We start from the raw sequence: 15,486 nt of genomic DNA on the forward strand, positions 1-15,486 counted from the left end.
AATCAGGAGGAGAGCAGTCGTGTCAAGGAATAAGATCGACAATATCTATCCGTTATCTCCTATGCAAGAGGGAATGTTGTTTCATTCCCTCCTGGACGAAGAAACCGAGTCCTATTTTGAGCAATTCCGGTTCACGATCAAAGGGCTCATCGATCCAGCTATCCTGGAACAAAGCTTGAACGCACTGATCGAGCGACACGATATTCTCCGCACTGTTTTTCTCCTTGAAAAAGTACAGAAGCCTCGACAGGTTGTGCTCAAGGAAAGAAAGACAACGGTTCAGGTGGTGGACATTACCCACCTGAACCCCGATGAGCAAGACGCCTTTCTGGAGGACTTTGCAAGCAAAGATCGCAGGAAAGGCTTTGATCTGGCAAAAGACGTGCTCATTCGTCTTGCGCTTGTCCGGACTTCATCCGATTCGTATACGCTTTTCTGGAGTCACCATCATATTTTGCTGGACGGCTGGTGCATTCCGATTGTGCTGAATGACTTTTTTCAAATCTATCAGCAATTGAATGCAGGGCAGCCAGTCCAACTTGGCCCGGTATACCCCTACAGCGCGTACATCAGCTGGCTCGGGGAGCAGGATGCCGAAGAAGCAAAAGCAAACTGGGCGAGGTACATAAGCGGCTATGAGCCCAGCAGCTTTTTGCAAAAGCAGGGCGTCGGCCACAAATACAGGCAAGCGGAATTTGTCTTTGCGATTGACGAGGCACTGACAGGCGAATTGAACAGGCTCGCCAAGCAATTGCAAGTGACGGTTAACAATCTTTTCCGCACGATCTGGGGGCTCATGCTGCAACGGCACTGCAACACGGATGACATCATCTTCGGATCGGTTGTCTCCGGGCGGTCGAGCGAAGTTATGCACGTTGAGCAAATGGTGGGACTGTTCATTAACACCGTGCCTGTCCGTGTCCAGGCGAGCGAGCGGCAAACGTTTGCTGACCTGGTGAAGCAAGTGCAGGACGAGTCGCTTTCGCTGGAAAAATACCATTATCTTTCCTTGGCTGACATCCAAGGGAAGCAAAATTTGATCGATCATATTGTTCTCTTCCAAAACTATCCGATGGGCCAAGAGTTTCTGGCCCGCTTAAACCAATACAACCAGGATTTTACCCTCACTCATCTGACTGCATTTGAACAAACCAACTACGATTTGAACGTAATGGTTACTCCGAACGACGTCATCACGATCAAGTACATTTACAATGCTTCTTGCCTGACAGAAGAACAACTCATGCACATCAGTCAACAACTCACGACGATTATGACACAAGTCACAGACAACCCGGACATTCCTTTGCAGCAGCTCGAAGTAGTGGACCCGGCAGAGAAACATCGGCAGCTTCATTCCTTTAACGATACGAATCGCCATTATCCTGTTAATCAATTGATTCATCAAATTTTTGAAGAGCGTGCCGAGCAAAATCCGGACCGGGTTGCGCTGGTAATCGGCGAACAAACGGTCTCTTATCGCGAATTAAACGACAAGGCCAATCAACTCGCTGCTGTATTACGGGTCAGAGGCGTCGGACCGGAGAGCATTGTCAGCCTGCTTGTCGAACGTTCGGCGGAGATGCTGATTAGCATTCTGGCGATTTTGAAAGCGGGCGGAGCCTATTTGCCGATTGATCCCGCCCATCCGAAGGAACGGATTGAATACATTTTGCAGGACAGCAAAAGTCAATGGCTGCTGACGACCAAGCGCTTCCTTGAGACGATTGATTTTCCTGAGCGGATCATCAATCTGGAGGCGGAAGAGTTTTACCAGGGCGTGGCGGACAATCCGCCGTGCAGAGCGCATGTGGGAAATCTGGCTTACGTCATCTATACATCCGGTTCGACTGGCAAGCCAAAAGGGGTCATGATCGAGCATGCAAGTCTGCTCAACATCCTCTTTGCCCTGCACGAGGAATACCCGCTGCTGGAAAACGATGCGTATTTGCTGAAGACGACCTACACCTTTGACGTGTCCGTCGCAGAAATATTCGGCTGGATGTTGGGCAGCGGCAGACTGGTCATTCTCGATCCCGGCGCGGAGAAGGAACCGGCGCAAATCTGGGAAGCGATTGTGCGCCATGGCGTAACGCATGTCAATTTCGTCCCGTCCATGCTCATTCCGTTTGTTGACTATGTGCAAGACCGCGAGCAAGCCAACCAGCTGCGGTACATTTTCGCCGCCGGGGAGGCCATGCCGTCCGATTTGGTGGCAAAAGTTTACGAGGCACTGCCAGACGTCATGCTGGAGAACATCTACGGCCCGACGGAATCGACGATCTATGCCACGAAGTTCTCTCTGACGCGGGATTTTCGGGAAGTTTCTGTGCCGATCGGAAAGCCGCTCGCCAATATTCAGACGCATATCGTCAACAGACACGGGCAGTTGCAGCCAATCGGCGTCCCTGGTGAATTGTGCATCGCCGGAGCCAGCCTGGCGAGAGGATATTTGAACAACGAAGAGCTGACCAACGAAAAGTTCGTCCCTCACCCGTTTGCGGAGGGCAAGCGCATGTACCGGACTGGCGACCTGGCTCGTTATCGCCCTGACGGGAACATCGAGTACCTTGGCCGCATCGACCATCAGGTCAAAATTCGCGGTTATCGGATTGAGCTGGACGAAATTCGCAGCCAACTGATCCTGGAAGATTCGATTCGCGATGCGGTTGTTGTGGCCCATACCGATCATAACGGTCAAGCGTATTTGTGCGCCTATTTCATCGCGGACAAAATGTGGAACGTTTCGTCCTTGCGTGAATGGCTTCGCCAAACATTGCCCGAGTACATGGTGCCGTCCCATTTTATCCAGATGGAAGAGTTTCCGCTGACCTCCAGCGGAAAAATTGACCGCAAAGCCTTGCCTCTCCCTGACGGCAGCGTGAATACGGGCACCGCGTACAGTGCGCCGCGCAACCCGATTGAGGAACTGCTTGCCCGCATCTGGGAGGAAGTGCTCGCTGTAACGCGAGTCGGGATTCACGACAACTTTTTCGAGCTGGGCGGTCACTCGCTTTTGGCGACACAAGTGCTGTCGCGGACAGCGAAGCTGTTTCAGGTTCAGCTTACGATGCGGGAGATTTTTACTTATCAGACGGTAGCTGAGCTTGCCGAGCGGATTCAATTCCTGCGCCAGGGAGCGGAGGTCGTGAAGCTAAGCGCAATCGAGCCGCGCCCACTCACTGTTTCGGACGAGTGGCCGCTCTCCTACGCGCAGCAACGTCTCTGGTTCCTTGATCGGCTCATCCCGAACAGCGCCATGTACAACATTCCGGTCGGATTCCGGCTGCGAGGTGAAGTGGATGCGCAAGTGCTGGAATGCGCTTTGAATGAAATCATCAGACGGCACGAGTCGCTCCGCACCACGTTTATCGACGTAGACGGGCGCGCCGTTCAGGTAATCCATACAGATGTGCACTTGTCGCTTGGCGTGATGGATCTGCGCAACAAACCGGCAGCGGAAAAAGACGCGGAGTGGAAGCGGATGGCGGCAGAAGACGCGTCAACACCATTCCAGCTCGATCAATGGCCGTTAATGCGTGCCGTGTTGATCCGGTTGGCGGAGCAAGAGTCCATTCTCTGGCTGAATGTACACCATATCATCGCGGACGGCTGGTCGATGGATGTACTGGTGAACGAACTGAGCACGGTGTACGAAGCATTGCTCAAGAAAGAAGCGGTGCCGCTTGCTGACTTGCCGATCCAGTACCGCGATTATGCGATATGGCAGCGGGAACAAGGGCAAAACGACGTATGGGAAAAGCAGCTTGGCTACTGGAAACAGAAACTGGCTGGCAGCGAACCGCTGTTGCCGCTGCCGACAGATCGGCCGCGTCCGGTCGTACAAAGCTATCGCGGCGACAATCTTTCCTTTTTCGTGTCGGGTGAAGTGGGGCAAAAGCTGCGCGAACTGGGCCGCAAGGAAGGTGCGACACTGTTCATGACGCTGCTTGCGGCGTTCAAAAGCTTTCTGTACCGCTATACGCATACGACAGACATATTGATTGGGACGCCAGTGGCCGGACGCAATCGGCAGGAAATCGAAAACCTGATCGGATTTTTCGTCAATATGCTGGTTCTGCGTACCGACTTGTCCGGCGACCCGTCATTCGTGGAATTGTTGCGGCGTGTGCGTGAGACGGCGTTTGATGCATTTGCCAACGAGGACCTGCCTTTTGAAAAACTGGTGGATGAACTGCAAATCGAGCGCAGTCTGAGTTATTCCCCGCTGTTCCAGGTGCTGTTCGCTCTGCAGGGGATGTCGACAGGCGTACGCGAAGGCGAGACGCTGGCGATTGCACCGGATGAAGTCCAGCTCAACCAGACGACCAAATTCGATTTGACGCTGACGATGATCGAAGCGGAAGACGGCGGGTTCAAGGGTGTGTTTGAATACAGCACGGATTTGTTTGACCGTTCGACCATTGAGCGTATGGCGGGGCATTTCTGCCATCTGTTGCAAGCTGTTGCCGCCCAGCCAGGGCAAAAGCTTACGTCCATTCCGCTGCTCGGTGATGCGGAACGAACCCGGATGCTCGTCGAGTGGAACCGGACCGAAGCTGCTTATTCCTGCGAGCGGAATGTCCACGAACTGGTCGCCTGCATGGCACGCGAGTTTCCCGAGCAGCTTGCTGTGATCGGCGAAGAGGGAGCGATCACCTATGCAGAACTCGATGCGAAGGCCAACCAGCTTGCGCACGTCTTGTTGAAACGCAAGATTGGCGCCGAGGATCTGGTCGGGATTTGCGTAGAGCGTTCGATTGAAATGCTGATCGGTCAACTTGCGATCCTCAAGGCAGGGGCCGCTTATGTCCCGATGGACCCGGCGTACCCCCGTGAGCGACTCGCTTTCATGATGGACGATGCGCAAATGTCACTGGTTTTGACCCAGGAGCGGTTGCTTGGGGCATTGCCGGAAAGCGCTGCGGCGTATCTTTGCCTGGACAGGGATTGGCAGGAGATTGCCCAAGAGAGCCGGGTTGCGCCAGCCATCACGACAAAAGCGGAGCAACTCGCCTACGTCATCTATACGTCCGGTTCAACGGGTACGCCAAAAGGGGTGCAGATCGAGCACGGGTCGCTGCTCAATCTGGTCTACTGGCACCAACGGGCGTACAACGTTACTGCCGGGGATCGGGCCTCGCAAATTGCCGGAACGGCTTTTGACGCTTCGGTATGGGAGACTTGGCCGTATTTGACGGCAGGGGCGACGATTTGCCAGCCGCCGGAAGAGATTCGTCTCATGCCGGAAAAGCTGCGGGATTGGCTCGTCGAATCCGCGATCACGATCAGCTTTTTGCCAACCCCTCTGGCCGAGAGCCTGCTTGCTTTGGAATGGCCGAACAAAACAGCGCTGCGCTACATGCTGACAGGCGGCGACAAGCTGCACCAGTACCCGACTGCAGATGTGCCGTTTACGCTCGTGAACCAATACGGTCCGACCGAAAATACCGTCGTCGCGACAGCGGGCGTCGTGCCTGCTGGCGGAGAGCGGGCGTCTGCCCCTTCCATCGGGCGGCCGATTGACAACGTGGCGGTGTATGTACTCGATGAAAACAGACAGCCTGTACCTACTGGTGTAGTCGGGGAGCTGTACATTGCCGGAAAAAGTCTCGCGCGCGGCTATTTGAACCGGCCAGACCTGACAGCAGCCAGCTTTGTGCCGAATCCGTTTTCCCCGGTCCCCGGTGAGCGCATGTACCGCACGGGCGATCTGGTCCGTTATGGAGCGGATGGCAGCCTGGAGTTCATCGGGCGTGCCGACAATCAGGTAAGCATTCGCGGGTTCAGGATCGAGCTTGGCGAAATTGAAACAGCGCTGTACACGCATCCGGCAGTATTGGAGGCCGTGGTGGTCGTCAGGGAAGATGTGACGCCTGGGATGAAGCGGCTGGTCGCCTATGTCGTGCTTCACGAAGGCGAAGCGATCCTGACGGGCGAGCTGCGTCAGTCGCTGAAGGAGAAGCTGCCGGACTACATGGTGCCGTATGCAATCGTACTGCTGGATGCTCTGCCGCTTACGCCAAACGGAAAAGTAGACCGTCGTGCATTGCCAAGACCCGATGTCTCGCAAACGGAGTGGGAAGGCCGCCATGTCCCGCCGCAAACAGAAGCGGAACGCAAGCTGGCTGAAATTTGGCAAGAAGTTCTCGGGGTAGAGTCGATCGGGGTTCACGATAACTTTTTCGAGCTTGGCGGAGACTCGATTTTGACGATTCAGATTGTCTCGCGGGCCAGTCAGGCGGGGCTGAAATTGACGCCGAAGCATTTGTTTGACGCGCAAACATTGGCGGAGCTGGCTGCCAGCGCTGTAGTTGTGGAGGACGCTCCACAGCAGGCGGAGCAAGGGGTCGTAACTGGCGAGCTGCCGCTTACGCCGATTCAAATGTGGTTTTTTGAGCAGGAGATTCGCGATCTCCATCACTGGAACCAGTCGGTCATGCTGGCTGTCCGGGAAAAACTGGATGCGACTTTCCTGGCAAAAGCTTTTGCCGCGCTGCCTGTTCACCACGATGCGCTGCGCCTGCGTTTTCCATACGTCGACGGAAAGCGGAAACCGTATCACGCAGCGATCGCGGATGAAGACGTGCTGCAAGTGATCGATCTGTCGTCCGTTCCCGAAGCGGATCGCGAAGCCCGGATGCAGGCCATCGCGGACGAACTGCAGGGAAGTGTGGACATCGAAAAAGGGCCGCTGCATCGCGCCGCATACTTCCAGCTCGGCAGTGAGCAGCGTCTGTTCATTGTCATTCACCATCTCGCAGTCGATGGTGTTTCCTGGCGGATTATTCTGGAAGACTTGCAAACCGCCTATCAGCAACTGAAAGCTGGGCAAAAGCTGGAGTTGCCTCGAAAAACGACTTCGTTCAAAAGCTGGTCGGAGGCATTGGTACAGTTCGCCCGGCAAAGCAAGGTCGACGACTACTGGATGCAGCTTGACACCGGAAAAATATGCCCGCTGCCTGTGGATCACCCGACAGGCACAAACAAGGAAGGTCTGGCGGTACAAGTGAAGGCGAAGCTGAGTGTGGACGAGACGCGCGCCCTGCTGCAAGAAGTGCCGGCTGCTTATCGCACCCAGATAAACGATGTCCTGCTCAGCGCCTTGACCCGAACGGTTGCCGACTGGACGGGCCAAGAGACGCTCTACGTTGCCGTTGAGGGGCACGGACGGGAAGCGATCAGCGATGGCGTGGACATTTCCCGGACTGTGGGCTGGTTTACGAGCATGTACCCGGTCTTGCTGGAAGCAAAGCCGGAGATGGCATGGGGAGACATGCTGAAATCGATCAAGGAACAGCTTCGCGCCATTCCCGACAAAGGCATTGGATACGGCATTCACCGTTATCTGAGCAACGACGGGCAAACAGTCGCACGTTTAACGGCCTTGCCGCAGCCGGAGATCAGCTTCAACTACCTGGGACAGTTTGGCCAAGCGCAAACGGCTGATGCCGCCTTGTTCCAGATGATCCCGAACTGGTCCGCTTCCAATCAGGGCAAAGAGGAAACCCGTCTGCACAAGCTCGACTTCCTTGGCATGGTGACACAAGATCAGTTGGAAATGACCTGGACGTACAGCGGCGACCTGTACGAACAAAGCACAGTGGAAAAGCTCGCACGTCGCTACGTACAAGCGCTGCAAGCGATCATTGCCCATTGCCGCACAGAAGAAGCAGGGGGCTATACTCCTTCCGATTTCCCGCTGGCTGAGCTCGATCAGAAGAGCCTGGACAAGTTCATCGGAAAAAATCGCCGGATCGAAAACGTCTACACGCTCACGCCGTTGCAGGAGGGAATGCTGTTCCACTCCTTGTACGAGCAGACAGGCGGGGATTACGTCGTGCAACTGGCTTTGAAGCTGAACGATGTAAATGTGGCGCTGTTTGCGGAAGCTTGGCAAAAAGTCGTCGAGCGTCACGCGATTCTCCGCACGTCGATCCTCTGGAGCGGACTGGAGAAGCCGCATCAGGTCGTCCATACGCACGTCAAAGCGGATGTCACGCAACTGGATTGGCGTCATTTGACAGAAGCGGAGCAGGAAGCGAGCCTGCAAGCGTATCTGGAGCAGGATCGCAAGCGCGGTTTCGATCTTGCCCGTCCGCCACTGATGCGCTGGGCATTGATTCGCCTTAATGCCAACACCAGCCAGTTCGTTTGGAGCTTCCATCACATGCTTCTGGATGGGTGGAGCACGCCGATTGTATTTAACGATTGGCTGGCGTTTTATCAGGCAGCGCGCCAAGGGCGTGAAGCAAAGCTGCCAGCGATTCCTCCGTTCTCTGCTTATATCGCCTGGTTGAAGCGGCAAAATCTGCAGGCAGCCGAGCAGTATTGGCGCGATTATTTGCGGGGCTTTAGCGTTCCGACTCCGCTTGCGATGGGCAAAGCGGGCGGAAGCGCCGGACAGCCAAAAGAGTACGCCGACCACAAACTCGTCTTGACGAAGGAGACGACTGCGCGGCTCCACGCCTTTGCGCGAAGGCATCAGTTGACGCTGAATACATTGGTCCAGGGTGCCTGGGCACTGATTCTTGGCCGTTATGCTGGCGAAGCTGAAGTGTTGTTTGGGGCAACCAGCCTGGGACGCCCGGCCGATTTGACCGGAGCCGAATCGATGGTCGGACTGTTTATCAACACGTTGCCAGTGCGTGTGCTTTTGCCGGAGCAGACGGACGTCATCAGTTGGCTGCACGATTTGCAGCAGGCCCAAAGCGAGATGCGCCAGTACGAATTTACGCCGCTGGTAGACATCCAGAGCTGGAGCGAGGTGCCGCGCGGACAGTCGTTGTTTGACAGCATTTTCGTTTTTGAAAACTACTTGTCCGGCACAAGTGCCGAGTCCGATTCCGGTGTATGGCTCGGGGAAGTCAAGGCAGTCGAGCAGACGAGCTATCCGCTGACACTCGTCGTCGCCCCTGGCGAAGAGCTTTTGCTCAAACTGATTTATGAGACAGGGCGATTTGAGCGAGAGGCGATCGACAGAGTTTTGGCTCAGTTGAGCAGAGCGCTTGAGGTCATCATGCTTCAACCGCAGGAACCGCTCGCTGCGCTGTCGATCATCACAGACGAGGAACGCCACAAGCTGCTGGTGGAATGGAATGCGACCGAAGCGGAGTACGCGCGCGACGTCGTGATTCACCAGTTGGTGGAAGCGCAAGCAGCGGCAACGCCCGATGCAGTGGCGCTGGTCGTCGGGGAAGAGCGCCTGACGTACAGAGAGCTGAACGAACGGGCAAACCAGTTGGCTCGCTACTTGCGCGAACAGGGGATCGGGCCGGAAGTATTGGTTGCTGTCCTGATGGAGCGCACGACAGAGATGATCGTCGCCATGCTCGGCATTCTCAAGGCAGGCGGGGCGTACGTGCCGATTGATCCGGCCTACCCGCAAAACAGAATCGGCTACACGCTGGACGATTCGCAAGCGGCGGTGGTCCTGACCCAAGAACGATTGCTGCCGATGCTGCCTGACCATGCTGCCAGGGTCATTTGCCTGGACCGCGACTGGGAGCGCATCGCAGCAGCGCAGCGCGTAGACAACCTGCCGAGTCTGGCTAAGCCAACGAACTTGTCCTACGTGATCTACACGTCTGGCTCGACAGGTCTGCCAAAAGGGGTGGCGATCCAGCACAGCAGCGTCATCGCCTTCATCCATTGGGCGAAAACGGTCTTTTCGGCGGAAGAGATGAGCGGTGTGCTCGCCTCCACCTCGATCTGCTTCGACTTGTCTGTCTATGAGATTTTCGTGACGTTAAGCTGCGGCGGCAAAGTGATTCTGGCTGACAACGCCTTGCACCTGCCAAACCTGCCGGCAGCAAACGAAGTGACTTTGGTAAACACCGTACCATCTGCTGCCAAGGAACTGGTGCGGATGAATGCCATTCCTTCAAGCGTTCGGGTAGTCAACCTGGCCGGGGAGCCTTTGCCGAACACGTTGGCGCAAAGCCTGTATGCGCTGGAGCATGTGGAAAAAGTTTTCAACCTGTACGGTCCTTCGGAGGATACGACCTACTCCACGTATGTGCAGGTGCCAAAAGGAGCCGAGACAGAGCCGACGATTGGCCGTCCGCTGTCCAATACGCAAGCGTACATTCTCGACGCCAGTCTGCAGCCTGTGCCGCTTGGCTTGCCAGGGGAGCTGTACCTTGGCGGCGACGGTCTGGCCCGCGGCTACCTGAACCGTCCGGAGTTGACGGCAGAGCGCTTTGTTCCCAATCCGTTCCACCCTGATCCGCATGCGCGCATGTACAGAACCGGCGATCTGGTGCGCTACTTGCCAGATGGGCAAATCGAGTATTTGGGCCGCTTGGACCATCAGGTGAAAATTCGCGGCTACCGGATCGAGCTGGGAGAGCTGGAAGCTGTACTGCGCACCCATCCGGCGGTCAAGGAAGCGGTGGTCATGGCAAGAGAGGACAAGCTGGGAGAAAAACGTCTCGTGGCCTACCTGACAGAAGCGGATGGAAAAAGAGAAGAGAGTGCAGTCTTGACTGCCTGGGCAAAAGCAAAGCTGCCGGAATTCATGGTTCCGTCCGTCTTCGTCTGGCTGGAGGCCATGCCGCTTACGCCAAACGGCAAAATCGACCGCAAGCAGCTACCAGAGCCAGAGTGGAGTCAGACAGTTTCTACTCAAGACTATGCAGCGCCGCGCAACGAGACGGAAGAGATGGTGGCAAACATCTGGTCGGACGTGCTTGGTGTCGGGCAAGTCGGAATCCACGACAACTTTTTCGAGTTGGGCGGACATTCGCTTCTGGCGACGCGGGTCATTTCCCGTCTGCGTGAAACATTTGCGAAAGACGTGCCGATCCGCGCCATTTTCGAAAACCAGACCGTTGCCAAGCTGTGCGAAACACTCGGCGAAATGTTGCCGGAAAAAACGGAAGCAGCGATCAGCCCCGTTTCGCGGGATCGTCATTTGCCGCTGTCTTTTGCGCAGCAGCGCCTGTGGTTCCTCGACCGGCTGATGCCAGACAGCACCTTGTACAGCATCCCGTCCGCCGTGCGCTTGCTCGGAGATTTGCATATCGAGGCATGGGAAAAGAGCATGCAGACGCTGATCCGGCGCCACGAAAGCCTGCGGACAACCTTTGGCGATGTGGATGGAAAAGCCGTGCAAGTCATTCATCCCGAGCTGGCATGGACGCTGAATGTCATCGACCTGCGCGGCTTGCCGGCAGATGAGCGGGAAGCAGAAGCGCACCGCTTGGCGGGCGTGGAAGCCGCAACGCCATTCTGCCTGAGCAAAGGTCCGCTGTGGCGCACGCTTTTGATTCGCCTGACAGAGCAAGAGTCCGTCTTCCTGTTCAATATGCACCATATTATTTTCGATGGCTGGTCCATCCGCATTTTCATCCAGGAAATGCGTGCGCTGTACGAAGCGTTTGTTTATGGAGCAGAGCCTCATTTGGACGAGTTGCCGCTGCAATACGCCGATTACGCGGTCTGGCAGCGGGAGTGGCTGAAAGGCGACGTACTCACCGGGCAACTGGCGTACTGGAAAGACAAGCTCGCGGGTGCCGAACCGCTGCTGGCCTTGCCGACAGATCGTCCGCGTCCCGCCGTGCAAAGCCATGAGGGGGCGATGTACACGATTGCGCTGTCAGACGAACTGCAGTCGAAGCTGAACACGTTCAGCCGGGAAGAAGGCGTGTCGCTGTTCATGACGCTGCTGGCAGCCTTCCAGACGTTGCTCTACCGCTACAGCGGGCAGGAGGATATTCTCGTCGGCAGCCCTGTCGCTGGACGGACCAGACAAGAGACAGAGCAGATGATTGGCTTTTTCGTCAATACACTGGTGCTGCGCACAGATTTGTCAGGAGAACCGAGCTTCCGCGATTTGCTGGCAAGAGTGCGGGAGACGGCGCTTGAAGCATTTTCCCACCAGGATTTGCCGTTTGAAAAGCTGATTGACGAGTTGGAGCTGGAGCGCAGTCTCAGCTACTCGCCGCTGTTCCAGGTGATGTTTGTCCTGCAAAACTTCCAGCTTGATGTGAGCGAAAAAGCGGGAATCCGACTGGCGGAATTCGATATGGACGAGCATCTCGTCACGGCCAAGTACGATCTTACGTTGACCATGGCAGAAAAGGCGAGCGGGCTGACGGCTACTTTTGAATACAGCACGGCTCTTTTCGATCAAGCGACGATTGTGCGCATGGCCAAGCATTTCACGCAATTGCTGGAGGCAGTCGTGCAGATGCCGGAACAGTCCATCACCCGGTTGCCGCTACTTGCGCAGGATGAGCGCGAACAACTGCTTGTGGCATGGAACGATACAGCGACAGCTTACCCGCGGACGAAACGGGTCGACCAATTGTTCCAGGAAGCAGCGCGGACATATCCCGAGCGCATCGCGGTCGTATCGGAAAATCGGGCGATCACCTATGCCGAACTGGAGAAACGGGCCAACCAGACGGCCAATTACTTGCAAAAACAAGGGGTGCGCTCAGGCTCGCTCGTCGGGATCTGCGTCAAGCGTTCTTTGGATATGCTGATCGGATTGCTAGGCATTCTTAAAGCTGGCGGGGCCTATGTGCCGTTAGATCCCGATTATCCACAGGAACGTCTGGCGTACATGATGAACGACGCGCAACTTACGGTATTGCTCACGCAGGAACAACTGCTGTCAGCCTTGCCAGCAGGAGAGCGGACGACGATCTGCCTGGACCGCGACTGGGCAACGATTGCCAAGGAGAGCGAGCTTGCGCCTGCTCTTGACACGACAGCGGAAAGTCTCGCCTACGTCATCTACACATCCGGTTCTACCGGTTTGCCAAAAGGCACACTTGTCCCGCATCGCGGCATTGTCCGGCTGGTCAAGGAAACCGACTATGTAACGATTACGGAGCAAGACGTTTTCCTGCAAGCATCTACGGTGTCGTTCGACGCGGCGACGTTTGAAATATGGGGCAGCCTCCTGAACGGGGCGAAGCTGGTACTGCTGCCGCCTGAGCTGCCTTCGCTCGCGGACATCGCACAAGCGATCCGGACGCACAAAGTGACGACGCTCTGGTTGACAGCCGGGTTGTTTACGCTGTTGGTCGATCATCACAAGGAGTATTTGGCGGGAGTTCGCCAACTGCTGGTAGGCGGCGATGTCGTCTCTGTAGCCCACGTCAGAAAAGCGCTGGAAATCGCAGGGCTGACGGTTATCAACGGGTACGGGCCAACGGAAAACACGACGTTTACTTGCTGCTATCCGGTTACGGAACTGCCGGAGACGTTCCAGTCCTTCCCGATTGGCCGACCGATCAAAAATACGACGGTCTACGTGCTGGATCGGCACATGCAGCCGGTTCCGATTGGCGTGACGGGTGAACTGTACATCGGCGGAGACGGTCTGGCAATCGGATATTTGAATCGCCCTGACTTGACGGCAGAGCGCTTTGTGCCAAATCCGTTCTCGTCCGATCCAAAGGAGCGTCTCTACCGCACAGGCGACCTGGTGCGCTACCTGCCAAATGGCCTGATCGAGTTCATCGGCCGGATCGACAACCAGGTGAAAATTCGCGGATTCCGCATCGAACTGAGTGAAGTGGAGTCGGTTCTTGCCAAACACCCTGCGGTTGCCGCATCGGTGGTCGTTGTCCGCGAGAGCGAGCCGGGCATGAAACAGCTCGTCGCTTACGTCGTCAAGGAAGCGGAGCAAGGGCTTGAGCCAGCAGAACTGCGCCAGCACTTCAAAGCGCATGTGCCCGATTATATGGTGCCGGCTGCGTTTGTCATGCTGGATGCCTTGCCGCTTACGCCAAACGGAAAAGTCGACCGCAAAGCGTTGCCCGAGCCCGTCTTTGAACGCAGCCAGGAGGATAGCTCGTTTACGGCAGCTACGAGCCTGATCGAGCAAAAGCTGGTGGACATCTGGTGCGCCGTCCTGCGTATGGATCGCATCGGCATTCACGATAACTTTTTTGAGCTGGGAGGCGATTCGATTCTCAGCATTCAGATCGTCGCCCGCGCGAACAAAGCCGGAATTCATCTGACGCCAAAGCAGTTGTTTGATTATCAGACGATTGCAGAGCTGGCAAAGGTTGCAGAAAAAAACCAAAAAATTACAGTCGAACAAGGCAAAGTGACAGGCGACGTTCCGCTCTTGCCGATCCAGAGCTGGTTCTTCGAGCAAGAACAGCCATCACCGCATCACTGGAACCAATCCATGCTGCTTCGCGTGAACGAACCGTTGGAGGAAGAGCCTTTGCAGCAAGCCGTCGCCCACCTGCTCGCACACCACGACGCGCTTCGCCTGCGCTACACCTATGCGGAGGGACAGTGGAAGCAGGCGTATGCAGATGTCGATGCAGATGTGCCGCTCAGCGTGGAAGACCTGTCCATGCTCCCGCCAGCCCAGCATGCGAAAAAGATCGAAAAGCTCGCGCAGCAGGCACAAGCGAGCCTGGATTTGGCGAACGGGCCGCTCGTGAAGGTCGTCTACTTCGACCTCGGGTTTGATCGACCTGGCCGTTTGCTGATTGTCATTCACCACCTGGTCGTAGACGGTGTCTCGTGGCGCGTGCTGATCGAGGACCTGCAAACGGCATATATGCAAGCTGCGAACGGAAAAGAGATTCAATTGCCGGCGAAGACGACCTCCTACAAAACATGGGCGGAAAAATTGCGCGAGTACGCCGCATCCGACCGCATGCTGGCCGACCGCACATACTGGCTCGCGGCAGCGGACGAGATGGCTGCCCATGCCCCGGCAGTCGATGACAGGGAGCGAAATATCGAAGAAAACTGCCAGACATTGACGATCTCTCTGGAGGAAGCAGAGACAGATGCGCTTTTGCAAAAAGTTCCCGCTCGTTACCGCGTGCAGATCAACGATATTTTGCTGACGGCGCTGGCTTTGGCCTACGCCAAATGGACAGGCGAGCACTCTCTGCTGGTCAACCTGGAAGGTCACGGCCGCGAAGAACTGTTCGAGGATGTCGATCTTTCCCGAACCGTCGGCTGGTTTACGTCGATGTATCCGCTCCTGATCCAGCTGGACCAAACCATGTCGTTGGAAGATACACTGGCACGCGTCAAAGAGAAGCTGCAACAAATTCCAAACAAAGGTCTCGGCTACGGCCTTCTGCGCTACATCGCTTCGGACGACGAGGTGGTCGAAAAGCTCAAGGCGATTCCGCAAGCGCCGATCAGCTTCAACTATTTGGGGCAGTTCCATCAAGCGGCAGAGACAGATTCTCTGTTCGGATTCGCAGAAGGAGAAAACAGAGGCTCCAACAACGCACCAGACAACAAGCGGGCCCACCTGATCGACGTGGTGGCGGCCGTCACAGAAGGCAAGCTGGGTGTAAGTTTCCTCTACGACGAGACACGGTATAGCGAGGCGAGCATCGAAACATTCGCCCGGCATTACACGGATGCCTTGCGTTCACTGATCCATGCGGAGAAACAAAACTACAGACCCGAAGACTTCGAGGATGCAGATCTGAGTCAAACGGCGTTGAACAAGGTTCTCGCCAAGCTCAAGAAAAGATAGGGGGA

At 56.0% G+C, this 15,486-nt stretch carries 1 protein-coding gene; it reads left to right on the forward strand.

Annotation, left to right across the window (positions count from 1 at the left end):
- Positions 1-19: 19 nt before the first annotated feature.
- Positions 20-15,481: a non-ribosomal peptide synthetase gene (locus EDM57_RS23880; RefSeq protein WP_281274219.1), complete on the forward strand. Its 15,462-nt coding sequence runs from the start codon at positions 20-22 to the stop codon at positions 15,479-15,481.
- Positions 15,482-15,486: the final 5 nt, after the last annotated feature.

Source organism: Brevibacillus gelatini (genome assembly GCF_003710935.1).
Taxonomy (GTDB): domain Bacteria; phylum Bacillota; class Bacilli; order Brevibacillales; family Brevibacillaceae; genus Brevibacillus; species Brevibacillus gelatini.